Annotated in this window: 24 protein-coding genes and 1 pseudogene; 9 read left to right on the top strand and 16 right to left on the bottom strand. The window is 37.5% G+C overall.

The features are described from left to right. Positions 1 to 621: 621 nt before the first annotated feature. The 4 genes from greB to radA form a co-directional block, all read right to left on the bottom strand. Positions 622 to 1,110, bottom strand: coding sequence for a transcription elongation factor GreB (gene greB / locus F8M47_RS05525; protein ID WP_150539175.1), 489 nt, complete (start codon positions 1,108 to 1,110; stop codon positions 622 to 624). A 13-nt stretch (positions 1,111 to 1,123) separates the two neighbouring features. Beyond that, positions 1,124 to 2,059 carry a KpsF/GutQ family sugar-phosphate isomerase gene (locus F8M47_RS05520; RefSeq protein ID WP_150539174.1) on the bottom strand — a complete coding sequence of 312 codons (936 nt, stop codon included), beginning with the start codon at positions 2,057 to 2,059 and terminating at the stop codon, positions 1,124 to 1,126. A 113-nt stretch (positions 2,060 to 2,172) separates the two neighbouring features. Then, entirely contained in the window at positions 2,173 to 3,456 is a 1,284-nt protein-coding gene (pepB, locus tag F8M47_RS05515) for an aminopeptidase PepB (RefSeq protein ID WP_167509600.1), read from the bottom strand. Positions 3,457 to 3,517: 61 nt separating this feature from the next. Beyond that, positions 3,518 to 4,897: a DNA repair protein RadA gene (gene radA, locus F8M47_RS05510; RefSeq protein WP_150539172.1), complete on the bottom strand. Its 1,380-nt coding sequence runs from the start codon at positions 4,895 to 4,897 to the stop codon at positions 3,518 to 3,520. 181 nt (positions 4,898 to 5,078) lie between these two features. On the opposite strand from radA, the gene F8M47_RS05505 reads away from it, so the two are divergent. The 6 genes from F8M47_RS05505 to yacG all read left to right on the top strand — a co-directional run bounded on the left by F8M47_RS05505 (position 5,079) and on the right by yacG (position 9,624). Beyond that, a complete protein-coding gene (locus F8M47_RS05505) occupies positions 5,079 to 5,516 on the top strand; it encodes a pilin (RefSeq protein ID WP_150539171.1) in 438 nt (145 codons plus the stop codon). 20 nt (positions 5,517 to 5,536) lie between these two features. After that, on the top strand, positions 5,537 to 6,922 hold the full coding sequence (locus F8M47_RS05500) for a GspE/PulE family protein (RefSeq protein WP_150539170.1): 1,386 nt from the start codon (positions 5,537 to 5,539) through the stop codon (positions 6,920 to 6,922). After that, a complete protein-coding gene (locus F8M47_RS05495; RefSeq protein WP_150539169.1) occupies positions 6,915 to 8,108 on the top strand; it encodes a type II secretion system F family protein in 1,194 nt (397 codons plus the stop codon). The genes F8M47_RS05500 and F8M47_RS05495 overlap by 8 nt, the downstream gene beginning before the upstream one ends. A gap of 80 nt (positions 8,109 to 8,188) precedes the next feature. Continuing rightward, positions 8,189 to 8,782 (top strand): A24 family peptidase, encoded by a 594-nt coding sequence (locus F8M47_RS05490; protein ID WP_244298074.1) that lies wholly within the window; start codon positions 8,189 to 8,191, stop codon positions 8,780 to 8,782. 33 nt (positions 8,783 to 8,815) lie between these two features. Further along, positions 8,816 to 9,454, top strand: a complete 639-nt coding sequence (gene coaE / locus F8M47_RS05485; RefSeq protein WP_150539167.1) for a dephospho-CoA kinase — start codon at positions 8,816 to 8,818, stop codon at positions 9,452 to 9,454. Beyond that, on the top strand, positions 9,436 to 9,624 hold the full coding sequence (yacG, locus tag F8M47_RS05480) for a DNA gyrase inhibitor YacG (protein ID WP_150539166.1): 189 nt from the start codon (positions 9,436 to 9,438) through the stop codon (positions 9,622 to 9,624). The genes coaE and yacG overlap by 19 nt, the downstream gene beginning before the upstream one ends. A gap of 82 nt (positions 9,625 to 9,706) precedes the next feature. Here the strand turns inward: yacG and holA are convergent, their stop codons facing one another. The 7 genes from holA to F8M47_RS05445 form a co-directional block, all read right to left on the bottom strand. After that, positions 9,707 to 10,732 carry a DNA polymerase III subunit delta gene (gene holA / locus F8M47_RS05475; RefSeq protein WP_150539165.1) on the bottom strand — a complete coding sequence of 342 codons (1,026 nt, stop codon included), beginning with the start codon at positions 10,730 to 10,732 and terminating at the stop codon, positions 9,707 to 9,709. A 108-nt stretch (positions 10,733 to 10,840) separates the two neighbouring features. Continuing rightward, complete coding sequence (locus F8M47_RS05470; protein ID WP_150539164.1) at positions 10,841 to 11,335, bottom strand: LPS-assembly lipoprotein LptE; 495 nt, start codon at positions 11,333 to 11,335, stop codon at positions 10,841 to 10,843. 95 nt (positions 11,336 to 11,430) lie between these two features. Next, entirely contained in the window at positions 11,431 to 14,016 is a 2,586-nt protein-coding gene (leuS, locus tag F8M47_RS05465; RefSeq protein WP_150539163.1) for a leucine--tRNA ligase, read from the bottom strand. Positions 14,017 to 14,491: 475 nt separating this feature from the next. Next, complete coding sequence (locus F8M47_RS05460) at positions 14,492 to 14,896, bottom strand: hypothetical protein (protein WP_150539162.1); 405 nt, start codon at positions 14,894 to 14,896, stop codon at positions 14,492 to 14,494. 625 nt (positions 14,897 to 15,521) lie between these two features. Next, the gene (gene serS, locus F8M47_RS05455; protein WP_150539161.1) at positions 15,522 to 16,829 is read right to left on the bottom strand and encodes a serine--tRNA ligase; all 1,308 of its coding nucleotides are present in this window, start codon (positions 16,827 to 16,829) and stop codon (positions 15,522 to 15,524) included. 82 nt (positions 16,830 to 16,911) lie between these two features. Continuing rightward, positions 16,912 to 17,391 (bottom strand): SsrA-binding protein SmpB, encoded by a 480-nt coding sequence (smpB, locus tag F8M47_RS05450; protein ID WP_150539160.1) that lies wholly within the window; start codon positions 17,389 to 17,391, stop codon positions 16,912 to 16,914. Between the two features lie 877 nt (positions 17,392 to 18,268). Next, positions 18,269 to 19,678 carry a YcjX family GTP-binding protein gene (locus F8M47_RS05445; RefSeq protein WP_150539159.1) on the bottom strand — a complete coding sequence of 470 codons (1,410 nt, stop codon included), beginning with the start codon at positions 19,676 to 19,678 and terminating at the stop codon, positions 18,269 to 18,271. A gap of 80 nt (positions 19,679 to 19,758) precedes the next feature. Between F8M47_RS05445 and F8M47_RS05440 the strand changes: the two genes are divergently transcribed. After that, positions 19,759 to 20,595 (top strand): CYTH domain-containing protein, encoded by an 837-nt coding sequence (locus tag F8M47_RS05440; protein ID WP_150539158.1) that lies wholly within the window; start codon positions 19,759 to 19,761, stop codon positions 20,593 to 20,595. A gap of 36 nt (positions 20,596 to 20,631) precedes the next feature. Here F8M47_RS05440 and F8M47_RS05435 read toward each other — a convergent pair whose 3' ends face one another. The 4 genes from F8M47_RS05435 to F8M47_RS05420 are packed head-to-tail and all read right to left on the bottom strand — an operon-like array spanning position 20,632 to position 22,307. Further along, entirely contained in the window at positions 20,632 to 21,081 is a 450-nt protein-coding gene (locus F8M47_RS05435) for a hypothetical protein (protein WP_150539157.1), read from the bottom strand. Position 21,082: 1 nt separating this feature from the next. Continuing rightward, the gene (locus F8M47_RS05430) at positions 21,083 to 21,244 is read right to left on the bottom strand and encodes a YoaH family protein (protein ID WP_150539156.1); all 162 of its coding nucleotides are present in this window, start codon (positions 21,242 to 21,244) and stop codon (positions 21,083 to 21,085) included. Between the two features lie 16 nt (positions 21,245 to 21,260). Then, on the bottom strand, positions 21,261 to 21,989 hold the full coding sequence (truC, locus tag F8M47_RS05425) for a tRNA pseudouridine(65) synthase TruC (RefSeq protein WP_150539155.1): 729 nt from the start codon (positions 21,987 to 21,989) through the stop codon (positions 21,261 to 21,263). A gap of 6 nt (positions 21,990 to 21,995) precedes the next feature. Then, positions 21,996 to 22,307, bottom strand: a complete 312-nt coding sequence (locus F8M47_RS05420; RefSeq protein WP_150539154.1) for a YqcC family protein — start codon at positions 22,305 to 22,307, stop codon at positions 21,996 to 21,998. Between the two features lie 83 nt (positions 22,308 to 22,390). On the opposite strand from F8M47_RS05420, the gene trpCF reads away from it, so the two are divergent. Beyond that, positions 22,391 to 23,800, top strand: a complete 1,410-nt coding sequence (gene trpCF / locus F8M47_RS05415) for a bifunctional indole-3-glycerol-phosphate synthase TrpC/phosphoribosylanthranilate isomerase TrpF (protein ID WP_150539153.1) — start codon at positions 22,391 to 22,393, stop codon at positions 23,798 to 23,800. Positions 23,801 to 24,010: 210 nt separating this feature from the next. Next, the gene (gene mnmC, locus F8M47_RS05410) at positions 24,011 to 26,014 is read left to right on the top strand and encodes a bifunctional tRNA (5-methylaminomethyl-2-thiouridine)(34)-methyltransferase MnmC2/FAD-dependent 5-carboxymethylaminomethyl-2-thiouridine(34) oxidoreductase MnmC1 (RefSeq protein WP_150539152.1); all 2,004 of its coding nucleotides are present in this window, start codon (positions 24,011 to 24,013) and stop codon (positions 26,012 to 26,014) included. 12 nt (positions 26,015 to 26,026) lie between these two features. Here the strand turns inward: mnmC and F8M47_RS05405 are convergent. Next, a pseudogene (locus F8M47_RS05405) lies at positions 26,027 to 26,146 on the bottom strand (transposase); the annotation flags it as partial. Positions 26,147 to 26,330: the final 184 nt, after the last annotated feature.

The following is a 26,330-nucleotide window of genomic DNA, read 5'->3' as shown; positions in this document are numbered from 1 at the left end:
AACCCACCATTGTCTAAATTATTTTAAATTAAAATATGTTTAAAAAAAAAATTATATTAAAATTTTTTTTAAATATAAAAATTAATTTTTATATTTTTTTTTTAAAACCCCCCCCCCCCCGTTATTAACGGGGATTTGATATATTTTAATTTGGTAATGACTTCATCGTAGCTAGCTACATTTACACTTAAGCCTTCTGGGAAATAAATATTTGCACCATCGCCTATTTTTTGGATATAAGATTACTTTATCGCTAACTTTTTGTAGATATAAACCTGCAGCACCATTTACAGTATAATCAATACCATCAGTACTTTTCACTTTTACATAATTGGACATAATTTGTCTCCTTTTATTTTAAAATAATTATTTATATGATTACTTGCTTTTGAAAGCAAAGTGAGTGTATTATTGTTTATTTGTTTTTTTTAATTAATAATTAATATTATTTACAAAATATATATCTTTATGTGTTTAATTATAAAGTGATATTTATTAATTTATTTACTCTCTTTTATTGATTAAATGTTTTATAAACTAAAATTGAAAATATATTTTATATAAGTTGTAAAATGTATCTTAAAAATGACCGCTTGTTATCTGCTACAAAACATAGTTTCGCTAGTATAGATTTTCGTTTTCATACCAAATTTTATTAATATATAGTAGACTTTTACCTAGTGGTGTTTCAACTTTGATTTCGTCATCAACCTCTTTGCCGATTAATGCTCTAGCAACGGGGGAATCAATCGAAATCCAATTTTTAGCTGGATCAAATTCATCGCAACCAACAATACGATATTGTCTCGCTTCGCCCTGTTCATTCTCCAGCTCAACCCATGCGCCAAAAAAGACTTTGCCTTCTTGTTTAGAGTGATAATCAACGATTTGTAGTACTTCTAAGCGTTTAGATAAAAAACGCACTCGACGATCGATTTCGCGTAAACGTCGCTTACCATAGATATATTCGGCATTTTCGCTACGATCGCCCAAAGCTGCCGCTTCTGAAACGGCTTGAGTAACTTTTGGGCGTTCTTCTTTCCACAGAAATTTAAGTTCTTGATCTAAAGTTTGCCAACCACTGCGGGTAATGTAATTTGATTTTGCCACGTAATTCCTTTTTTTAACTTGAAAATTCCATAATACCCGATACTTTCCCTTCACTGTTGAGTGCGATTAAGGAGTGAATGTGCAATTCTTTCATCATTTCTTCGGCTTTAGCTAAGTATGTGTTGTCTGAAATGGTTTTCGGATGTTTGGACATAATTTGTTCTGCGGTTTTGCTAAGGCTTTCTGAACCAAATTTAGCCAGTGTACGACGAATATCACCATCGGTGATAATGCCTTTTAATTCCTCGCCTTGCATAATCAAAGCAACCCCCATTCTACCTTCATTCATTACCATTAAAATGGTACTAAAATCTGCATCAGGTTGTACAATTGGTAGTTTAGTTTGCATTACATCTTTTACTTTATTGAGCAGTTTTTTACCTAAGCTACCACCTGGGTGGAAACGAGCAAAATCTTCCGCTTTAAAGCCTCGAGCATTGATTAATGCAATTGCAAGCGCATCGCCCAGCGCCATAGTCACGAGGGTAGAGGTAGTTGGGGCAAGATTATTTGGGCAGGCTTCTCGTTCAACACTGATATCAAGAATTAAGTTAGCGTGTTGAGCAAGCGTCGAATTAGGGTTACTCGTCATCGCAATAATTTTATTACCAAAACCTTTTAGACTTGGAAGCAATTTAATTACATCATCTGTTTCTCCGCTATTTGAGATCAAAATGACAATATCAATAGGTTTTAGCATCCCCAGATCCCCATGAAAGGCTTCCGTAGGATGTAAGTAAAAACTTGGTGTACCAGTTGATGCGAAAGTTGCAACCATTTTTTGTCCTACTAAACCAGATTTACCGATACCTGCGACAACAACACGTCCTTTGCAGTTTAAAATCATTTCAATTGCTTGATTAAATGTTGTGTCTAAACGTTGATTAAGTTGGTTAATTGCTTGGGTATAAAGGCTAAGTGTTTCGTTTGCGCTGGCTAAGTAATTCATCGTTATTCCTAATAGCAAATAGAGTTGATAGACGCTATTATACACAAAGTGAAATAAAACCGCTTGTTTCAGCCAAACAAGCGGTCGAATTTTGCTGTAATTTTACAAAAAGTTTATTTAGACAAAAGCAAATGAGCTAAGGTTTTTACGCCTAATCCTGTTGCACCCACTGCCCATAAATCACTTGCATTTTTACGGAATGTAGCTGAGGCATCAATATGTAGCCAGTTATTTGTATAATCTTTAACAAAGTAAGATAAAAATGCGGTAGCTGTACTTGCGCCAGCACCAACAGGCACTGATCCGATATTTGCAATATCAGCAAATGAAGAAGAAATCTGCGAACGGTGAAATTCTTCAAAAGGCAAGCGCCAAAATGGTTCATTTTCAGCTTGAGCTGCACTGAATAAACTTGCTACTAATTGATTGTCCATAGATAATACTGAATGGTAGTCATTTCCGACCGCTACTTTGGCTGCGCCTGTAAGCGTTGCTGCATCAATAATAAATTGTGCTTGTTGTTCGCTTGCTTCAATTAAACCATCTGCAAGCACTAAACGTCCTTCCGCATCGGTATTCAATACTTCTGCACTCACACCGTTGCGATAGTGGATAATATCACCTAACTTAAACGCAGTGCTACTTACCATATTTTCCGCACAGCATAGGTAGAGCTTCACACGTTGTGTTAAGCCTCGACTAATTGCAAAGCCTAATGCTCCTGTTAGTAATGCTGCCCCTCCCATATCGGTACGCATCGTGCTCATTGAGTCACTTGGTTTAAGGCTATAACCACCAGTATCAAAAGTAATTCCTTTCCCCACTAAACAAGCGAGAATGGGCGCATTTACATCACCCGTTGGGTTGAAATCAAGTTTTAACAATGCAGGTTGATTTGCAGAGCCTTTACCCACAGTCCAAATTCCGTGATAACCTTGTTGCTTTAAGGCCTCTCCAGTAATAATTTCTGAAGATACGGTATTTTTACCAAGATATTTTTCAGCTTGTTGCGTAATAAATTCTGCAGCTTTTTGTGCCAACTTTTCTGGTGTAAGTGTTTCAGAGGATTCATTGATTAATGAGCGAGTAAAGTTTGAGCACTGTATACGGGCGTCAAATTCGGCTTGTTGTTCCGCTAAATCAGGATAACTGACAGCTCCTGTATTGCGCACACTGACAAAGCCTTGATGGAATGCCCAACATTCTTCTAATTTCCATTCACGACCTATGAGGGCAACATTTAATATGTCTTGGTTTTTAATTTTACGTGCTGCTTTTTGGATAGTCGTCAGCGGATCTTTTTGTAAGTGAATTGTCATCCCTTGTTCGTTTGCTGACAAAATGGCATTTTTACCCCATTGTACAGGGGCTTCTTGTTGTGAAAGTGTTATTTGCATTAACATAAATAATTCCTATTGAACAAAGAGGTTCATTTCTAACAAAGTGTTGTTTGTTATATTATAAATTACCCAGCGCATCTAGTGCATCGCTTAATTTTTTAACTCCAATCACTTCCATATCTTTTATAGGTTTTTTAGGCATATTTCCAAATGGTACAATTGCACGTCTAAAACCATGCTTTGCGGCCTCGCTGATACGTTCTTGACCACTTGGTACAGGGCGAATTTCTCCTGCAAGCCCAACTTCACCAAAAATCACCAAGTCTTGAGGCAATGGGCGATTTCTAAAACTTGAGATAAGCGCTAAAATCAAGGCGAGATCCGCACTGGTTTCCGTCACTTTAACGCCACCAACGACATTCACAAAAACATCTTGATCAGACATTTGTAAACCACCATGTCGATGGAGCACCGCAAGTAGTAATGATAAACGATTGTGATCTAAACCAACGGCAACACGGCGAGGATTTGCTAACATTGAATGATCAACAAGTGCCTGAATTTCGACTAATAACGGCCGAGTTCCTTCCCAAAGTACCATTACAGAACTGCCTGAAACTAATCCATCGCTACGACTAAGGAAGATTGCTGATGGGTTTTTTACTTCACGCAGACCTTGTTCAGTCATTGCAAAAACCCCAAGTTCATTGACTGCTCCAAATCGGTTCTTTTGGCTTCGTAGTGTTCTAAAACGAGAATCGGATTCTCCTTCTAATAATAATGAGGCATCAATGGCATGTTCTAACACTTTAGGACCTGCTAGCGTGCCGTCTTTAGTGACGTGCCCAACCATAATAATGGCAACTTGACGTGTTTTGGCATAGCGAGTCAGAAATGATGCACATTCTCTTACTTGAGCAACGGAACCAGGGGATGATTGAATATCAGATAAATGCATTACCTGAATAGAATCGATGACCATCAATTTAGGTTTTTCTTGATCAGCGATATTGCAAATATGCTCAACAGACGTTTCCGAAAGCATTTTTAGATTATCGGTTGGCAAACCTAAGCGGTTAGCTCGCATAGCGACTTGTTGTAGTGATTCTTCACCTGTGACATACAAAGTGGGCAACGCTTTTGATAAGCCACACATCACTTGCAGTAGTAAGGTTGATTTGCCTGCGCCAGGGTGACCGCCGATTAAAATTGCAGAGCCAGGTACTACACCTCCGCCAAGTACACGATCGAGCTCATTAAAGCCACTACTAAAGCGAGGAACTTCTTGCAAGCTGATTTCAGAGAGCGTTTGCACTTTACCTGATGTTTCGCCTGCATAGCCACTGAAGCGGTCATTTTTGTTTGATTCTTTACTTGAAATTAAGCGAACTTCGCTAATCGTATTCCATGCTTTGCACTCTTTGCATTGTCCCATCCAACGAGAATATTCTGCGCCACAATCATTGCATACATAAGCAGTTTTTGGTGCCTTTGCCATTTTAACCTCTATCTGATTTAAATCGTTAAAATCATAGCAAAATATACTGAGTAAATAAACAGGTGTGAATTTGTTTTTGCGATCTAGATCGAGAATTTGATGTTCGGTTATCGCATTGATTATAAACAGTCCGCAAACTAATAAGGCGCAATATTGCGTGATGAACTAAAGGACTTATAACATGAAATTAATGACTAAATCTATCCAGCGCGCATTTACTTTAATTGAATTGATGATCGTGATTGCGATCATCGCTATTTTAGCTACTGTCGCGATCCCTTCTTACAATAATTACACTAAAAAAGCAGCGTTATCAGAATTGTTGGCCGCATCTTCGGCTTATAAAACGGATGTAGAAATTTGTATCTATAACACGGGAGATACCAAAAATTGTGCCAGCGGTACGAATGGGATCAAAAATGGCGATGATATTAAAAATTCAAAATATCTTGCTTCAATATTGGTTGTTTCGGGGGCAATTACCGTAAATGGTAAAGGCAGTGTTGAGGGATATGGATATATGCTAACGCCAGATTATTCAAATAAAACATTAACTTGGAAAACAACTTGTATTGGAGAGGATAAAAGTTTATTCCCTGCTAATTTCTGTTCGGAATAACAGAATCAGGAGGAAATCATATGCAGTATTCAGTTTGTGACATGAATAGCCAACAAGTATTTGAAATATCAGAATTGTTGTGGCAAAAAAATTGTGATGAGAAACATATTTTATTACGTTATTTAGCAATACCGATTCAAGAAAATGAGCATACATTATGGCTAGCAATAGATGATATGAATAATTTAAGTGCTTGTGAAATTTTTGCATTTATTGCACATAAAGCAATTGAACCTGTATTGATTTCCTCTGATGAGTTGAAATATTTACTAAACCAGCTTTCTCCAGAACAACAAACGTTATATGAAGAAACAGAGCTAAATTATCAAACACAAGATAATGGTGAACCGCTGAATCTTAATGATCCTATTATTCAAATTTTAGATAAATTATTTAAGTTTTGCTTAAAGCAAAATGCTTCAGATATTCATTTCGAACCTCAAAAAGAAAAATTATTGATTCGCTTACGCATTGATGGTGTATTGCATATTTATAAACGTTTATCTTTTAATTTAGCAAATCGAATTATTACAAGGCTGAAATTATTAGCTAAATTAGATATTAATGAAACACGTTTACCACAAGATGGACAATTTAATTTTAAAACAATGGCGGCTGAAACATTAGATTTTCGTGTTTCTAGTTTACCCACCAATTTAGGTGAAAAAATGGTATTACGCCTACAGAAAAATAAACCTACTCATTTTGATTTTATAGATTTAGGTTTTTCAGAAACGCAGAAGCAACTATTACTTAATGGATTACATCAGCCTCAAGGTTTGATTCTGGTTACAGGGCCCACAGGTAGCGGAAAAAGCATTACGTTATATAGTGCGTTAAATTATTTAAATAATAGTGAAAGACATATTCTGACAGCAGAAGATCCAATCGAGATTGAAATAGAAGGGATTATTCAAACGCAAGTTAATCGCGCTATTCAGTTAGACTTTAGTCAATTATTAAGGACATTTTTACGCCAAGATCCCGACATCATTATGTTAGGTGAAATTCGAGATAAAGAAACAGCTGAAATTGCTTTAAGAGCTGCACAAACAGGGCATTTAGTTTTATCGACTTTGCATACTAATGATGCGCCCTCTGCAATTGAGCGCTTATTGCAATTGGGAATTAAAGAATATGAGCTTAGTAATTCACTACAATTAATCATTGCACAACGCCTATTACGCAAACGTTGTACTAAATGTCATGGGACAGGATGTGAACATTGTTATCAAGGATATAGAGGGCGAACAGGTATTTATCAGCTTTTAGTAAAACAAGGAAAAACTTTTGAAAAATCAACCGCTTATTTAGATTATGACAATTTACGCGCAAGCGCAGAACAGAAACTTATAGCTAATATAACCACAATTGAAGAAGTAAAACGAGTGTTAGGCGATGTTTAATATTTTTGAATTTCATTGGAGAGCGAAGAATCGTTTTCAACAAGTACAGCGCGGTATTTTATTAGCTCAAAATGCATCTGAAGTAGAACAAAAACTACTGGCAAAAGGCTATCAAAATATCCATATTCAGCGTAATTTTAGTTTTCCAAAGCAACCTAAATCAGAAGAAATTACCCAGTTTTTTACTCAGCTTGCCTTATTAATTAATGCGGCAATTCCCTTCAAACAAGCTCTCGTGATGCAGCAAGAAAACTGCACAAATATCAAATTATATCAATGGTTACTTAATCTAAATGCGTTAATTAATTCGGGTTACAGCTTTTCAGCAAGTATGGAAAAACTTAACTGTTATTTTTCTAAACAAGAAATCCAATTAATTCGTATTGGAGAAAAAAGTGGCAAGCTAGGTTTAGTGTTAACGAATATTGCCAAAGCCCGTAGTCAGTCAGAAAAATTAGCAAGGAAAGTTAAAAAAGTAATGTTCTATCCGCTTATTGTGTTAGTGATTTCTTGCTTGCTGACATTGGGTTTATTGTTATTTATTGTGCCACAATTCGCCGAACTATATTTGGATAAAGCACAAAAATTGCCGTGGCTAACAGCTGTGTTATTTTACCTTTCTGACACTTTACAACAACAGGGGTTGATATGGCTATTTGTGTTATTTAGTATTGTGGTGAGTTTTCTGCTATTTGCAAAAAAATACGTAAATTTGACCGCTTGCCAAATGTATCTATTGTCTCATTTTCCGTTTTTGGACCGTATTACACGTTATTCTCGAATTATATTTTTTACGCAAAATCTGGCGCTGATGTTAAGTGCTCATATTCATTTAGAGAGTGCGTTAAAAGCATTTTTATCAGAGAAAATGCCCGATAAGGTTTTACAAACACAGGTGCAACTTAGTTTATCATTATTAAAACAAGGCTATAAATTTTCAGAAGGATTAAGTTCTTCTGTATTTAGTTCACAGATGGTGCAAATGATTTCGATAGCCGAAAAAAGTGCTAGTTTAGCTGAAATGTGCATACATATCAGCGATATTTATCAGCAACAATTAGATCATCAAATCGAGTTACTTTCCCAGCTGTTTGAGCCGATGTTAATGTTGTTCATGGGGGGTATCATTGGCACAATCTTAATTGGTCTTTACTTACCTATTTTTGATTTGGGGGCTTTAGTATAATGGAAGCGGTCGAATTTTATCGATTTTTTGTAGTATGCTCTGCGTTTGGATTTGCCATTTGGTGCAAACGAGCGATAAAGATGTTTGCTCATCATATTAACCAACAGGTATATCAGGAATATAGTAGCTTGTTACAACCAAGTCATAATTACGATTATTTTCTACACCATTCTCAACTACAACCAAAGCAAAGCCGTTGGGCTAATAGCTTTTTTGTTGCCTTCCCATGCATCAGCTACTATTTCCCTTCAGCCATTTTAGCTTTTATATTAATGATTTTACTGTTTTTGAGTGTATTGGATTATTGTTATTATTTAACGGATATTCGCTATATCGTTACGTTATTTGTGTTAGTGTTAGCTTATGAGCCTATCATGCCACATATCGATAGTTTGTTAGGTTGTTTACTCTTTTTTATCTGTTTGCAATATGGTTCGCAATGGTGTTGTAAAAAAGAGGTTTTTGGTGTGGGAGATAGCTTAGTTATCATATCTATTTCTCCTTTATTTAGTGTAGAGAGCATGTTGCAGCTTATCTTATTCGCTTGCTTATCTGGCTGTATTTATTATTTTGCTTATAAAGCGATCATTAAACATAGCTTAACCAAATTGCCTTTTATTCCTTTCCTTACTTTTTCGACTTTCGTGCAGATTATTGATAAAATTTATCTTTAATTATTTTGCTTAACGAATGTTAGGAAATCACAAATGACATATGTTGTTGGTTTAACGGGGGGGATCGGTAGCGGTAAAACAACGATTGCAAACTTATTTGCTGAGTTAGGTGTACCACTAATTGATGCCGATATTGTTGCTCGTCAGGTTGTTGCAAAAGGTTCGCCTTTATTGGATAAAATTGTTGAACATTTTGGGGTTGATATTTTGGCAGAGAATGGCTCATTAGATCGAGCAAGGTTGCGCCAAATCATTTTTAATCAATCGCAAGAGAAGCACTGGTTAAATAATTTGCTACATCCAGCTATTCGCCAAGAAATGTTGCAACAAATTCAGCAATGTAGCGCTCCGTATCTATTATTTGTTGTGCCGTTACTCATTGAAAATAATTTGATTGAAATTTGTGATCGAGTGTTAGTAATTGATGTTGATGCTTCAATTCAGCTTGAGCGAGCAAGTAAGCGAGATCAAAATAAAATCGAAATCATTAAAAATATTATGGCTTCTCAAGTGAGTAGAGCAGAGCGCCTCCGTTATGCGGATGATGTTATTGAAAATAATATGCCGTTAGAACAAGGGGGTGAGAAGATAAAAATGCAAGTATCAGAATTACATCAACATTATTTAGAGTTAGCCAAAAGTAAGGAAAGCCAATGTCAGAAATCATCGTAAATTGCCCAACTTGTAACCAAGAAGTAGTTTGGAAGCCCGAAAGTAAGTATCGCCCATTTTGTAGTGAACGTTGTCAATTAATTGATTTAGGCGAGTGGGCAAATGAAGAGAAACGCATAGCTGCGGTGGAAAATGATCTAATGAGTGCTGATTTAGAAGGTCATTATTAATTGCGGTGCTATTTATGGAAGCCAATTGTAACTATTCACGAAGATTCAACCGCTTGTACTGGCTTCCATAGTTCTGATTTAGCTAGGCAAAATGGGTAGAAAACCGCTCTAATTCTAACCAAATCTCATCACTAAATTCTTGTTTTACTTTCTTTTCTAATTCCGCCAATTTTTGAATCAGTCGATAAAGCCTTTGGTAAGTTAGGCGGTGTACTGCTGCCTGATAAAATGGGCGACGATTTTGCCATATTTTTAAACGGTCAAATTCTGCGCGCAAATTACCGATAAATAAAGGTTGATGACTGTTTGTAATTGGCCGTGGTGCACGAGTGAGTTCTAACAGCACTAATAATTCTTTTTGGATAATTCGAAGCAATACCACAGGCTGCATTTCTTCATTTTGTAGGTGTTTTAAAATACGTTCTGCACGGGCAATCTTACCTTCTAACAGTGCATCAATCCATTGAAATGGTGAGAATTGTGCAGATTGTTCCACTATTTCTTTTGCACGAGAGAGCGAAATTTTTCCATCATTAAAGCGTAGTTGAAGCATTTGTAATGCCTGCTTTAATGCCAATAAATTACCTTCATAGCTATAGCAAAGCAATTGAATCGCCTCTGGCTCAACTTGTAACGACATTGCTTTCGCTCGATTGGAAAGCCAGTTGGGTAATTTGCTTATTTCAGGCGTTTGGCAATTGATTTGTACCGTTTGTGATGCGATTTGTGTAAACCATGCTTGTTTTTCCATTGCCTTACTAAATTTGGGCAAACAAATAATTAATAGCAGATCGGAATGGCTAAAATTACACAGTTCAGCAACCTTTTTCATTTGGATTGCGGTTGGGGTTTCAGGCAAATTTAGGATAATAATTTGGCGATTGAAGAATAGCCCGTTGGATTGCGCTGCCTCAAATAAATCGTCCCATTTTGTGTCTGCTGCAATATTAACATCTTGTTTTTCATCAAAATCGGCAGCTTGAGCCGCTTGCACGATCTGATCTTTGGTTTCATTAAGCAGCAATAAATCGTTACCTGTTAGCAGGTAGAAAGGAGAGAGTGATTTTGATAAAACGCTAGGAAGTGCTTCAGGAAAAATTTTTTGCATATAGAAAACCATGGATTACACGGATAAACACGGATTGCTGAGTGGCAAAATTTAGTAAAAATTTGACCGCTTGTTTCGTGAAAATCCGTGTTATCTATGGTTAGTGAATTATTTAGCTTGATTTAATTCTTTATGTAAGCCAGCCATTTTGATAATCAATTGGCGAGACGCCTGTTCAAACATATCTTTCATAATCATCTCTTGTTCAGCTGATTTCGCTAAAGCAGCACGAGAGTCATCAAAGAATGTTCGGTGAACAGAAACCTCTAGTGGATATGCACCTTTTTTCGGTATATCAACAATCGCTTGTACATTTAGTGTAAGAATTTTTTCTGCTTCATGTGCTTGTTTAAACACTGAAACTACTTTGCTTTCGCTTGATACACCTACTAAACGTAGTTTAGCTACCCCTTCTGTTGTTGAAACTAATTCCACATCGTTAAGTTGAAGTTGTTGGCGCAATGTTCGAGACATATCACTATGTTGATCAGCGCTTTCAAAAGTAAGGGTACGAAGCTCTTGGGGTAATACTTCGTTATTTTTGAAGTGCCAACCACAAGCGGTTAAACCGAAAATAGCTAAAAGAGAAAGTTTTTTTAACATTGGGAACTCCAATCGAAATAGGATTGTAGAGGGACGAGACGCCCATTTCCGTAATATTCACCATAAAGGGCGAACACAGTTCGCCCCTACTGTTACTATGCTTTTACCGCAAAACTTAGCATCTTATATGGTACATAGATTTCTTTAATGATATCTACGCCTTCTAAGAATTTCGCTACGTTTGCATCGGCTTTCGCAATCGCTTTGACTTCATCTTCGGTTGCTGTTGCAGAAACGGTTACTTTACCACGCACTTTACCGTTTACCTGTACAACAACTAGTTTCTCATCTTCCACCATAGCTGATTCATCAGCAATAACCCATGGTGCAAAGTCGATAGTATCTTGGTTGCCAAGAGCTTGCCATAATTCGAAACAGATATGTGGCGTGATTGGGTAAAGCATACGCACTACTGCACTTAATGCTTCCGCCATGATCGCTTTGTCTTGTGCATCTGCAAGTGGTGCTTTGGTCAATTTGTTCATCAGTTCCATGATCGCTGCAATTGCGGTATTGAACGTTTGACGACGACCGATATCATCCGATACTTTAGCAATAGTTTTGTGTACATCACGGCGAAGCTCTTTTTGGGCTTTGCTTAACGTAGCAACATTTAATGCTTCTGTTGCTGGGTTTTGGTTGTATTCATATACTAAATTCCAAACACGACCTAAGAAACGTTTTGCGCCTTCAACTCCTGACTCTTGCCATTCAAGAGTCATTTCCACAGGTGATGCGAACATCATGAATAAACGCACCGTATCTGCACCGTATTTTTCTACCATTTCTTGTGGGTCGATACCGTTATTTTTAGATTTCGACATTTTGGTCATGCCGCTGTGTACGAGTTCACGACCTTCAGGATCGGTTGCTTTGATGATACGACCTTTTTCATCACGTTCTAACGTTACTTGTGTTGGGCTAACCCAAATACGCTCGTTAGTTGGGCTGGTATAGTAGAACGCATCTGCAAGCACCATACCTTGACATAATAGTTTGGTGGCTGGTTCGTCAGAATTTAAGATACCCGCATCACGCAATAATTTGTGGAAGAAACGGAAGTAGAGCAAGTGCATAGTCGCGTGCTCAATACCACCGATATATTGATCCACTGGTAGCCAGTAATTTGCTTCATCACTGTCTAACATACCTTCATGATATTGTGGGCAAGTATAGCGTGCGTAATACCACGATGATTCCATAAAGGTATCAAAAGTATCAGTTTCTTTTAATGCAGGTTTGCCATTGTAAGTGGTTTTTGCCCACTCAGGATCTGCTTTAATTGGGCTTTGAACACCATTCATTACCACATCTTCTGGCAAAATTACTGGTAAATCTTTTAATGGCACGGTTACCACTTCGCCATCTTCTGTCGTCATCATTGGAATTGGCGCCCCCCAATAGCGTTGACGAGATACGCCCCAGTCACGCAAGCGGAAATTCACTTGACGTTTACCTACATGCATGGTTTCTAATTTATCCGAAATCGCGTTAAATGCTTTATCAAAATCTAAGCCATCAAACTCTGCTGAATTAATTAATTTGCCGTGTTCAGTGTAAGCTGCTTTATTGAAATCCCATTCAGAGCCATCAAGCGGTGTAATGACTTGATTAATTGGCAAGCTGTATTTTTGAGCGAACTCAAAGTCACGTTCATCATGTGCAGGCACTGCCATTACTGCACCTGTACCGTAGTGCATTAACACAAAGTTTGCGACCCAAACGGGTACTTCTTTACCTGTTAATGGATGAATAGCAAATAAGCCTGTTGGCATACCTTTTTTCTCCATTGTTGCAAGCTCTGCTTCAGCAACTTTGGTATTTTTCGCTTCACGGATAAATTCTGCCAATGCAGGGTTATTTTCTGCTGCTAATTCGGCTAATGGGTGTGCGGCTGCAACGGCTACATAACTCACACCAAAGAATGTGTCTGGGCGAGTTGTGTAAACAGGTAATTTAGCGTTTGAACCTGCAATTTTGAACGTGATTTCAACCCCTTCAGAACGACCGATCCAGTTACGTTGCATGGTTTTTACTTGATCAGGCCATTGTGGAAGATTATCTAAGTGGGTTAATAATTCTTCAGCGTAATCTGTAATTTTAATAAACCACTGTGGGATTTCACGCTGTTCTACAGGCGTATCACAACGCCAGCAACAACCTTCGTGTACTTGCTCATTTGCCAGTACGGTTTCATCATTCGGACACCAGTTTACTGTTGAAGTTTTTTTGTACACTAAGCCTTTTTTATAAAGTTCAGTGAAGAACCATTGTTCCCATTTGTAGTATTCTGGACGGCAAGTCGTTACTTCACGATCCCAATCATACGAAAAGCCCAGCATTTTTAGCTGACCTTTCATATATTCAATGTTTTCGTATGTCCATTTAGCAGGTGCAGTATTGTTTTTTACTGCAGCACCTTCTGCGGGTAAGCCAAATGCATCCCAACCCATTGGTTGTAATACATTTTTACCGATCATACGCTGATAACGAGAAACTACGTCACCGATAGTATAGTTACGCACGTGACCCATATGCAGTTTGCCTGATGGGTAAGGTAACATTGAAAGGCAATAGTATTTCTCTTTTGTAACATCTTTTACAGCTTTAAAAACTTTATTTGTTTCCCAGAATTGCTGAACTTTTGGCTCTATTGCACTTGGGTTATATTGTTGTTGCATAAATTTTGACCTTTAAAACTTATCGAAAAAATTGTGTCTAGCATACCGTAAAAATGCCTTTTTTTGAATGGAAAGCGGTGGGATTTTAGGGATTTTTTACAACTTTGTATAAAAAACAATGCCCTTTGATAAATCAAAAAGCAGCGGAGAGTGAATTTGTGATTTCGTAATATTCTGTCTTTACAGAACATTCGAAAGCAAAAATGATTTAATTGCAAATTGCTAAATAAATGCAATAACCAAGCGCGCTTAAAAACATGACATCAAGAATAAACAAAATAAAATTTCCTATAAAAGTAGGTAAAAAAGAATAGCATTTTCATCAGTATTTAATAAGCTGAATTACAAAGGTAAGGGCTTGTACCAGTCTAAAAATGCTAGTGTTCATTTCTTAAAGCACAAACTACGTTAGAAAGTTCCCAATAATAATGATTATCTATTTTGAATAGATTAATTAACTGTAAATGAATCGGCATCACTCTTCCTGTTTTGCTGATTTTGAAGACGCATTTACAGAGCGAATTTCTTTTTCTAAATTTTGTCGCGCGATGGCGTGTTTATTTTTTGATTGTACTGTGCGTTTAGATTTTTCGGTTTCATGTGTGGCTAAACGAGATACGGATTGCTCTTTATTAATTTTGTCTATGTGATTTGACGAATAAGATGAACGAATAGTGATATGTGCTGTGTTTTCGTCAGTATCTGTTGATAGAGGGGTCGCCATACTATTACTTAAATAAGCTTGAGTTGGTGTATTTTGAATCAGTGATTGCGCAGTTGTTTGGGTGTAAACCATTGCTTGAGGAATAATTGTTTGAGATGAGGTATTCGTATTTACTTCACTTTTTGCTTGGAGCATGCAAAGTAGGATAGTTGCCATAGACAATCCTAATGATCCACTAAAAGTATGGAGCAGAAATTTATCATTACTTTTTATGGGAAAAAATTTAGCCACGCAGTACCAAATGGCTCCAAGAGTTACTGCGAACATAATTAGTGAAAACATTATTAATTCCTGTGTAAGATCAATTTAAAAAGTAAAATAAGCGCCAAAAATATCGGAAGTAATTATAGAGTCTACTGACTTTTATTATGAAATTGTCATTTCTCTGTTTTTGGCGCTGGAGGTATAATTTCCTTAAGGTAAGACCTCCGCCTTGAAGCATACAAAGTTTATCTCTTTTTTATATTATAAATGTTGATTTAGATCAACCAATTTATATAACTTTACAGAACTTTTTGAGTGGTTTGTTTTTTGAGCGTGTAGCTAAAATACGGGAAAAGTGATGATTTTGATATGAAGTAAAGCTAAATAAATGAGCAATCAAAAGGAAGCGCGAGCTGATAGCTAGCCTGAAAAATTCAGAAAATCAATTGGGCAAATTGGGGTATAACCTGGGCGGACACATCGATCCGCCCAGGCACAAAAACACTATATCTATTGCATAAATGCGAAAAATTTTGCAAATTTGACCGCTATGCTTAAAGTATAGAATGGAAAGAAATTAAGCAGTAATCACTTCCATACCGCCCATATATGGACGTAATACTTCAGGTACAGTGATTGAACCGTCTGCATTTTGGTAGTTTTCAAGTACCGCTACTAAAGTACGACCAACCGCTAAACCAGAGCCATTTAAAGTATGTACTAAACGTGTTTTCTTATCGCCTTTTGCTTTGCAACGCGCAGACATACGGCGTGCTTGGAAGTCCCACATATTTGAGCAAGAAGAAATTTCACGGTAAGTATTTTGTGCAGGTAGCCATACTTCTAAATCATAAGTTTTTGCTGAACCAAAGCCCATATCGCCTGTGCAGAGTAATACTTTGCGGTATGGTAAACCTAAAAGTTGTAACACTTTCTCAGCATGACCTGTTAATTCTTCAAGCGCTTCCATTGATTTTTCTGGTGCTACAATTTGTACCATTTCCACTTTTTCAAACTGATGCATACGAATTAAACCACGGGTATCACGACCATAAGAGCCAGCTTCTGAACGGAAGCACGGCGTATGTGCGGTATAACGTAATGGTAAGCTGTCTTCATCAATGATCTCATCACGTACTAAGTTAGTCACAGGTACTTCAGCAGTTGGAATTAAGCTGAATGGGCGCTGAGCTTCGTTTGGATCCTGACCAGTTAATGGCTGAGTGTGGAATAAATCTTCACCGAATTTTGGTAATTGACCTGTACCGAACAGGGTATCATGATTTACTAAAAATGGTACGTTAGTTTCAACATAGCCATGTTGCTCGGTGTGAAGATCTAACATAAATTGTGATAGCGCACGGTGTAAACGAGCAAGTTTTCCTTTCATTACCACAAAACGGCTTGCAGTTAATTTTACTCCTGCAGCAAAATCTAAACCGTCTAATGCTTCGCCTAATGCAACATGATCTTTCACTTCAAAATCAAATTGGCGAGGTTCGCCCCAACGTGAAATTTCTTGGTTTTCGCTATCATCTTTACCTAATGGTACTTCATCCGCAGGTAAATTTGGCACAGATAAGAGTAAATCACGAATCTCAGCCTGTACTTGATCCAATGCGACTTTTGCTTCGTTTAACTCGTTGCCCATATTATCTACTTCAGCAAGTAATGCAGAAATATCTTCGCCACGCGCTTTTGCCGCTCCAATATTTTTTGAGCGAGCGTTACGTTCTGCTTGTAATGTTTCCGTTTTTACTTGAAGTGTTTTGCGTTGTTCTTCTAAGGTTTTTACACGTTCTACATCTAAACTAAACCCACGTTTCACTTTAAGTGTATTGGCAATATCATCTAAATTAGTGCGAAGAAGATTTTGGTCGATCATTTTTTATTCCTTAATTGATAACAGCTTCAAACAAAGAAAGTTGAAGCCTAAAATTTAAAAAGATAGGTGAACTTTTTGAAAGTTAGCCACGATTTGCATTTTTCATAATACGCTGTTTTGCAACCTGCCATTCACGGTCTTTGATGTCTTCACGTTTATCGTGCAGTTTTTTACCTTTTGCCACACCGATTTTGACTTTTGCCCATGCATTTTTCCAGTAGATTGAAAGCGCTACCACAGTCATACCTTCACGATTGATTTTACCAAATAGCGAGTCTAGTTCACGTTTATTTAGTAGTAATTTACGGGTACGAATTGGATCACACACAATGTGAGTTGAAGCCATATTTAGGGGGGTGATGGTTGCGCCGAATAGAAACGCTTCACCGTTACGAAAAGTCACATAACTATCACCGATATTTGCTTTGCCAGCCCGAAGGGATTTTACTTCCCAGCCTTGTAATTCTAAGCCTGCTTCAATTTCTTCTTCGATAAAATATTCATGACGAGCACGTTTATTTAATGCAATCGTATTTGAAGCCACTTTTGGTTTTTTTGCCATAATTTAAAAAGAGTGAGAAAAATTTTTTAGATTCTACCGCAAAGCAGCCGAACAGTGAACAACAAGTGTGGAAAATCGTCCAGATTTACTTTCTTTTTGTAAAGAAAGTGATGGTAATGTGTGTTTTGTGAGGTAAATCACATTTTATTTTGTTATTTTTGTGTAAAATTTAGACTATAGATGGCAGTTTCTTTAATTTTGCGCGGAAGATTGCCGACAATCCAAATAATATTGAACGATATGTACCATTAATTAATTTATCTAAAAAACTAACAGATAAAATAAAAGATTTAGAAGATAGAATTAAAAAGGTTAAGCTTTCTATGATAAGTTTACTGATCCTTATGATATTTTTAATATTTTACCAGGTGAATGGACCCCCAATGGAACAAGTTATGAGATTAAAGATAATTGGGTAGAGCCAATTTCTATAGAAGTCAGTGAGGCATTTTATCGAAATTTTTAGGAAAGTATGATGATTCTGTGGATTTTTTATTCTTTTTTTTATATTTATATGTAGCTACTCATTATTTATTTATGATTATATCAGGTCAGTACAGGGGTATATCATTATTGTCTTGGATAATATTAGTTTATATGTTTTTAGTTTGTAGAAAACAGACTATAAGATGGAAAAAAAACGTTATTTTTAGTTATTTACACATATTTTATATGTGTTTTTATTCACCTTATTCAATTTTCTATTATAACATTCTATTATCCAGGACATGAAATTTTTCACTATAATTGGATTAACTTTATATTAAGTTTAGTCGGTATACCAATTGGATGGCTAATATATAGAAAATATAAAAGATAAAGTAAAAGCACGTATTATTCTATTTTAGGTACGTGCTTTTTTATGCTAGTCGTTTATCTACTCAAACATATCTGCTAATAAAAATTGCAATACCGCATCCATCCGCAAATGTGGAATAGGCTCTGCAAAGTTGAGTGGTTTGGGGTCAAATTGGTCGAATTCAAATTGATTAAATTGCCAATAATTGCTATCAGGCAAGCGGCTCGGGACTGTACCAGGGTAGAGCGTTACTTGCTTTTTGTCGCTAGAACGGATGCCTCGAATCGCTTTAATTTGTGAACCGTTTTGAGTTACCACAACAGGATCGGTCGCACGAATTGCTGAAATGGCATGGTAGCCTGTTTCAATACCTTCGAACGCCGCATAACGTCCCCCTTCTTGCGCCAATTGGCGCATTAAACTTTCTAAATTAGGCAATTGATTACTGGTAATATGATCAGCCTTGGTCGCTACAAAGAGTAATTTATCAATATTTGAGGAAAATAAGCGATGAAACAGCGAGCGATTGCCATAATGAAAGTGTTTGAATAACTGTTGCAAGCCAATTTTCATTTCTAAAAATGCATCTAGTCCGTAATTCAGTGGTGTTAAACAATCAGCTAAAATTACTTGGCGATCAAATTGAGAAAAATAGTTTTGGTAAAACGGTTTAACAATTTTTTGCTGATATTGATGATAGCGTTTTTGGAGCATATGAAACGTACTATTTTCAGGCGAGTTTGCAAGTTTCTGCCAATCGGCTTCACTGAGATCTAACAACGGAAAAAACTGAAATACAGGTGCGCCTTTATTGTTTTCGGTCGGTAACACAAAGCGCCCTGGTTGAATATATTGCATTCCTGCTTGCTTACATTCCAAGAGATAAGCGGTGTAAATTTCACTTAATTCTGCAAGTTGGTTTTCATCTGCTTTTGCAAAAAGATCGAGTTTTTTGACCGCTTGTAGCCACGGCTGCGCTAGCTCGGCACGTTTTCCTTTATGCATCAGCTGTTGCGCTTGAGACCATGCTTGGAATGATTGTGAGAGCAATGGTAAATCTAATAGCCATTCACCAGGGTAATCAAAAATATCTAAATAGAGTGTGCCTGTTTCTTTTAAATGTTTGAGCATGCCAGATTGGTGCTGGTAGCGAATTGCCAAGCGAATTTCACTAATTCCCGTGGTAGAAGGAGCCCATACTGGCGGATCGGTTTCTAAACATTGGCGATTTTTATCATATTCAAAACGAGGAATAGTCAGATCGCCTTGTTCCACTCGCTTCACGGAAAGGATTTGTCCATTTCTGGCTGCAGCAAATAAATTGACGTGAGCATGGCTGTCTTTATTGATATGCAATAGTTGATCAACGAGGCTAGTGATAAATGCAGTTTTACCGCTACGGCTTAAACCCGTTATGGCAAGACGCAGATGATTATTTAAACCTCGTTGTACAAATTTATGCAGTTTGTTTTGGATTTTGTTAAACATTTTTCGAATAGGGTGTAAGTTGCTAAAATAGAATAACTGTTTTAAGACAAATTATACAACTAAATAAATAGGATACCTTAATGGAAAATGAAATTGAGCTAAAAATCATGCTTACTGCGGAAAATGTTGAAGGTTTGGCGAATTGGTTGAACCAACAAAATGTATTAGCACAAGCTACCGATATATTAGGCAATACCTATTTTGATACGCCAGATCAGTTTTTTGCACAGCAAAAAATGGGCTTACGGGTGCGCAACCATAACCAACAATATGAAATGACATTGAAAACTAAAGGTGAAATTATTGATGGGCTACATATTCGCCCTGAATATAATTTAGCAGTGGATAGCTATCAGCCTGATTTTAAGCGGTTAAATTCGCACTTTAATTTGCAAATACCACAGGCAGAGCAAATCGCACAACAGCTGGAGTCAATCTTTAGTACTGATTTTACTCGCCGTAAATGGCTGATTGCACTCAATCAATCACAAATTGAAGTGGCGTTGGATCAAGGCGAAATTAAGAACGGTTTTGGTTCGGAAGCCATTTGTGAATTAGAGCTAGAGCTGAAAAGTGGTACGCTCAATGATTTGCTGTTACTTCTCAAACAAATTCCTGTTGAAAATGGTATGTGGTTTAGCAATTTAAGCAAAGCACAACGAGGTTATTTGGTTGGGCAAGCGGTTAAATTCAAACAACAAATTACCGAACTGCTAGCAAACAGTTCAGGCGAGGCGTTGTTACAACAACTCGCTGATTATATTCGCTCGGCAGAGCCAGATGCTGAACTGTTAGCTCGTTTTAATCAGTTATCGGGGCTTGCGCTAAGCGATTGGGAATCCGCCCAGAATTATTTAATAAGCAAAGCTTATTTTGAAGCTAATTTAGCTAAAATTGAGCAACGTTTAAGCCTCTAAAAATAAACACCACTGACTGAGCCAGTGGCGTTTTGGTTATTTAACGACTTCAAAATATTGTGGTGGGAAAATAATATCATTCACTTGAACAGTTAAACTATATTTGCCTGTTGGATCAGTTTTTTCAAAGATCCAACATTTATCTAAATACTCATGATTTGAGCTGTTCATTAATGTTGTAATTCTGTGAGTTTGTTTATCGGTGGCTGATATAACGTTGCCTTCTTTAGAGGTTACTTTTAAGGTTGAAGGCGCTTGTAACACTTCAATTACTTCATTGCTTGCTTTAAATGGCATATTAAATGCACGCCAGCAAAGTTGATGCTTTTTGCTAAGTGAAAGCTGATTGCTCGCTATAGCGCTTGGTACGCTATTGCTCATATCCAGCACATGCATTCGAAGCATTGGCTGAGTGTTTACTGCTGGGATATTCGCATAAACTGAAGCGCTCATAGCCGTGAGGGCAATCGTTAATAACTTTTTCATTTTATTTGTTCTCCGAGGTATTTCTTTGATGCGCTTCTCTTAAACGGTTAGCAACAATTTGAATTGCTTCACCGCTACTTACGCCTTGCGCCATCAATTCCTGAATTTGTTCTACAGCAGCTTGTTGCTGTTCATGAGTTAAAGAAAGTAGAGCATTATCCATACGATTTCCTTGATGTCTAATAGAAATGAGTAAAATTCCAGTTAAATTTTGTAAAGAGATTTTGCCACTGGCTATCAAGCGGTGCAAAAATCTCAATTTTTTGCGCTGTTTTAGGATGAGTAAAACGTAAAAAATGCGAATGTAGCATTAATCGATCACAGCCTGTATGTTCCGTAAGCGCACGGTTTTGGTGTAAATCACCATATTTGGTATCGCCCATAATCGGGTGAAACAAATGCTTCATATGGCGGCGTAGCTGATGTTTTCGCCCCGTTTTAGGCAATAATTCCACCAAACTATAACGCGCGGTTTGATGTTTACCCGCAGGGTATGGCATTTCAACATTTGCAAGATTTTGGTAAAAAGTGACCGCTTGTTGGGCTTCTTTAGGTTGCGAAAATTTATCGGCAATTTTGTCTAAAATCACTTTCAATGGATAATCAATTTCGCCTTGCTCAAGCAAATAGCCTCGCACTACCGCTAAATAACCTTTTTCCATTCGGTGCTGTTCAAACTGTTCGCTCATAAAGCGAGCCATTTCACTATTGAGTGCAAACAATAAAACGCCCGAAGTCGGGCGATCTAAACGGTGAATCGGAAACACGTGTTGCCCGATTTGATCTCGCAATGTTTGCATCGCAAATTGCGTTTCATGCTTATCCAACCAAGAGCGATGCACAAGCATGCCAGCAGGCTTGTTGATCGCAATCAGTTCTTCATCACGATATAAAATTTGAAGTTCCATCACGCTTTAGTCTTTTAATAATTGCTCAAGCAGTAATACAGGTTGATGAATAGCCTGTAAATAGCTTTCATCTTTTAATGCTTCTTCCAAATAAGGTGTGATCGAAAAATTACGGGGTAAATCTGCATTCGCGTCTAAAATAGCTAACATTCGAGGGATAAAAATCCATTGTAGCCATTGAGTTGGGCTCAATGTTCCGAGGCAAAATGGCTGATCATTGGCTAAATCCTGTAGGCTTGGCGCAACAGCCTCCCATTGCTTATGGGTACGCAAAGCAATTTCTAAATCGGTTAAGTGTTGTTTAACTTTGGTTTTCATGATAATTCATTGATAAATAAAAATAAGTGCCGTATTCTATCATCATCTGTGTTATCAACCAATTCATAATCAAAAGGGGAAATATGCAAAATCAACCAACTATTCTTCAAAAAATCGTACAAGACAAAGCCATTTGGGTAGAAAAAAAACAAAAAGCATTGCCTCTTTCCCAGTTTCAAGAACAAATTGTGCGTGCAGATCGTGATTTTTATGCGGCACTCGCACGCGCTTCCCACCAAATTCCAGCTTATATTCTCGAATGTAAAAAAGCCTCGCCTTCTAAAGGTTTGATTCGTGCTGAATTTGATTTAGATGCGATTGCGCAAGTTTATAAAAATTATGCAACTGCGATTTCAGTGTTGACTGATGAACAGTATTTCCAAGGCGATTTCCGTTATATCGATCAAGTGAAACGCCAAACCACCCAACCTATTTTATGCAAAGATTTCATGATTTCGCCTTATCAAGTGTATTTGGCTCGTTATGCCAATGCAGATGCGATTTTATTGATGTTATCGGTACTGAATGACGAAACTTATCGCACACTAGCCGATTTAGCACACAGTTTAGGCATGGGAGTTTTAACTGAAACCAGCACCGAGCAAGAATTTGAACGGGCGCTAGCATTGGGAGCTAAGGTGATCGGGGTGAATAACCGAGATTTACATACACTTAGCATTGATATGAATCGCATTGTTCAGCTGGTTGAGAAATATCAAACGCAAATTCCAACAGATGTTCGTTTGATTTCAGAATCGGGTATTTATAATCACGCTCAAGTAAAAGCGATCAAACCATTTGCGCACGCCTTTTTGATTGGCAGTAGCTTAATGGGCAGTCATGATCTAAATAATGCGGTGCGTTCGGTTATTTTTGGTGAAAATAAAGTATGTGGTTTAACTCGTACACAGGATGTAAAAGCGGTATATGAAAAAGGCTTTTTATATGGCGGTTTAATTTTTGCAGAAAATTCGCCTCGTCAATTATCATTACGCCAAGCGCAAGAGCTAGTGGTGAATGCACCGTTACGTTATGTGGGCGTATTTCAAAATCAAGCGGTCGAATTTGTTGAAAAAATTGCAACACAGCTTAAATTGTATGCAGTGCAGTTACACGGTGATGAAGATGAAACCTATATTGCTGAACTTTCGGAAAAATTGGGTGGAAAAACACAAATTTGGCGTGCATTATCAGTTGATGTGGTAAGTGAGCATTTCGCTTTTCAAGATAACCCGCTTGTTGCTCGCTATGTGTTAGATAGCAAAGTAGGCAATCAACAAGGCGGAACAGGAAAAACCTTTAATTGGGTGCTGATTCCCATCGAACTCAAGCAAAAAGCTATTCTGGCGGGTGGTATTTCGCCTGAAAATATTGAGCTAGCGTTAGCGCAAGGTTGTTTAGGCGTGGACTTAAATTCGGGTGTGGAACAAAGTAAAGGGGTAAAATCACTGGAAAAATTGACCGCTTGTGCCGATAAAATTCTCAAAGCATAAGAAGTATGATAGACTTCAAACAATAATTCTTAACTAGGAGAGGAAAAAATGGGTACTTTAGGTTATTCAATGATGACTGTTGTAGCAGCGTTAGGTATGATCGTGATCTTCGCATACAATATCTTTTAATCTGTTACGGTAGAAAAGCACGGAAAGCACAGAAGGTTATCGCTAACTTTCCGTGCTTTCTGTTTTTTGGTGGTAAATATTATGAACAAACTCAGTTTTGCATCGCTTTCTTTCAATTCAAATAACACCCCTGTTTCTGAACAATTCGACGATATTTATTTCTCTACGCAAGACGGTCTTGAAGAAAGTTACTATGTGTTTCAAGACGGCAATCAGCTTTGGCAGAAATGGCAAACACATAATAATGAATCTTTCGTGATCGCTGAAACAGGCTTTGGTACAGGACTAAATTTTTTAGCGGCAGCGGATAAATTCCAACAATTTTTAAGCGAATTTCCTACTCATAAACTTAAACGTTTATATTTTATTTCCTTTGAAAAATTTCCACTTACTTCTGAGCAATTGGCAACTATTCACGTCAATTACCCTCAATTTGCAAACTTTTCACAAAAAATGACCGCTTGTTGGCAACCTCGTCAAACAGGCTGCCAGCGTTATCATTTCGGACAAATTTATTTAGATCTTTGGTTTGGTGATATGTCGGATAACTTACCGCAACTAGGTGATTTGTATGCGAATCAGGTTGACGCGTGGTTTTTAGATGGCTTCTCACCCGATAAAAATCCTGAAATGTGGAATGAAAACCTTTATCGCCAAATGTTTCGTTTAACGAAAAATGGCGGAAGTTTTGCCACTTTTACCGCAGCGAGTGCGGTGAGAAAAGGCTTACAAGCGGTTGGGTTTGAAGTAAAAAAACGCAAAGGCTTTGCTAAGAAGCGAGAAATGCTATGGGGAGAGAAACCGTATCAAAATATAAATGTACAGATTAATTATCCGTATTTTTATATGCAACGTGAACCGCAGGCAGTAGATATTGCGATTGTCGGTGGCGGTGTAGCAAGTTTATTTGTAGCGTTATCGCTAATTGAAAAAGATAAAAAGGTTACTCTATATTGTAAGGATAATGCCGTAGCGCAAAATGCTTCGGGAAATTTACAGGGGGCGATTTACCCGCAATTGAGCGATGATGATTCACGCAATATTCGTTTTTATGTGCATTGCTTTGATTATGCTTTGCAGCGTTTGGCGCAAATTAGACCGCTTGTGGCATTTGAACATGGCTTAACTGGGGTAGCGTTGTACGCCTATAATGAAAAAACGGCCAAAAAATTAGAAAAAATGGCGCTACAAACCAATGATGATAGCTTGTTTAAGCTATGTGATGCGGCAGAATTAAGCGAAAAAATTGGTTTAGAAGTACCACAGGGCGGGGCATTTATGCCACAAAGTGGTTGGTTATCACCGATTCAATTTGTGCAAGGCACCTTTGCTTATTTGCAAACCAAAGGATTGCAAATTGTGTTAAATCACGAAGTGAAAGATCCAAAATTTTGTGAAGGGAAGTGGCAGTGGCAACATAATGGCGAAAACTTTAGCCATGAAATTTTAGTCTTAGCAAATGGACATACGCTTACTCAATTCCAACAGGCACAAGGTATTCCGCTTTATCCCGTACGCGGGCAAGTGAGCCAAATTCCGACTACGCCAGCATTGCAAAAGCTAAAATGTGTGGTTTGTTATGACGGTTATTTAACCCCTGCTTCTAAACTCAATACGCATTGTATTGGCGCTAGCCATGTGCGAGATAATGCAGAAACGCATTTTTCCTTGGAAGAACACCATGAGAATATTGCAAAACTTCAGCAAAATTTGACCGCTTGTGATTGGGTACAACCTATTGATCTTTCACAGAACTTGGCAAAACAGGGGGTGCGAGCAGCATTGCGAGATCGTGTGCCAATGGTAGGACAAATGCCTGATTTTATTGCACAAAAGGCGCAATATCAGAATGTGTATAATCAATTACGCCGTAAACAAGCGGTCGAAAAAGCGACAAACTTTGAAAATCTATATCTGGTAAACGGGCTTTCTTCTCGAGGCTTAACTACTGCGCCATTGTTAGGCGAGATGTTAGCAAGCTTGATTTGCCAAGAGCCTGTGCCAATCAGTGAAGATATTTGGCAGGCACTTAGTCCAAATCGTACTTGGATGCGAAAATTACTTAAAGGCTCGAAAGTGGAATAGCTAAAAATAACAATCTACCCGCAACTTCTCATAGATCGCTTTTCGTCTATATTTGGGGATAAACACAATATGGTACTTACAGTTCCACTTTGTGTGTGATCGACTTAAATCGTCATTGGAACTACTTGCCATGATTTCTCCTCCTATATTTTGAATTTTGGTTGTCAGCCTCATTCATTATGATCTGCCCCCCAAAAGTTGGACTAAACAGCCAACTCACTAAGGTGCAGATTTTTTTATGACTAAATACAATCAATCTTTCAAACAACAAGTCATCGAATTTTATCTTCAAAATGGTAAAAATCGATTATTCACA

Origin of the sequence: Actinobacillus vicugnae, assembly GCF_901687125.1 — a bacterium.
Classification (GTDB): Bacteria; Pseudomonadota; Gammaproteobacteria; order Enterobacterales; family Pasteurellaceae; genus Actinobacillus; species Actinobacillus vicugnae.
Note: the sequence above shows the minus strand (reverse complement) of the source record. Positions and strands in the feature narration are given on the sequence as shown.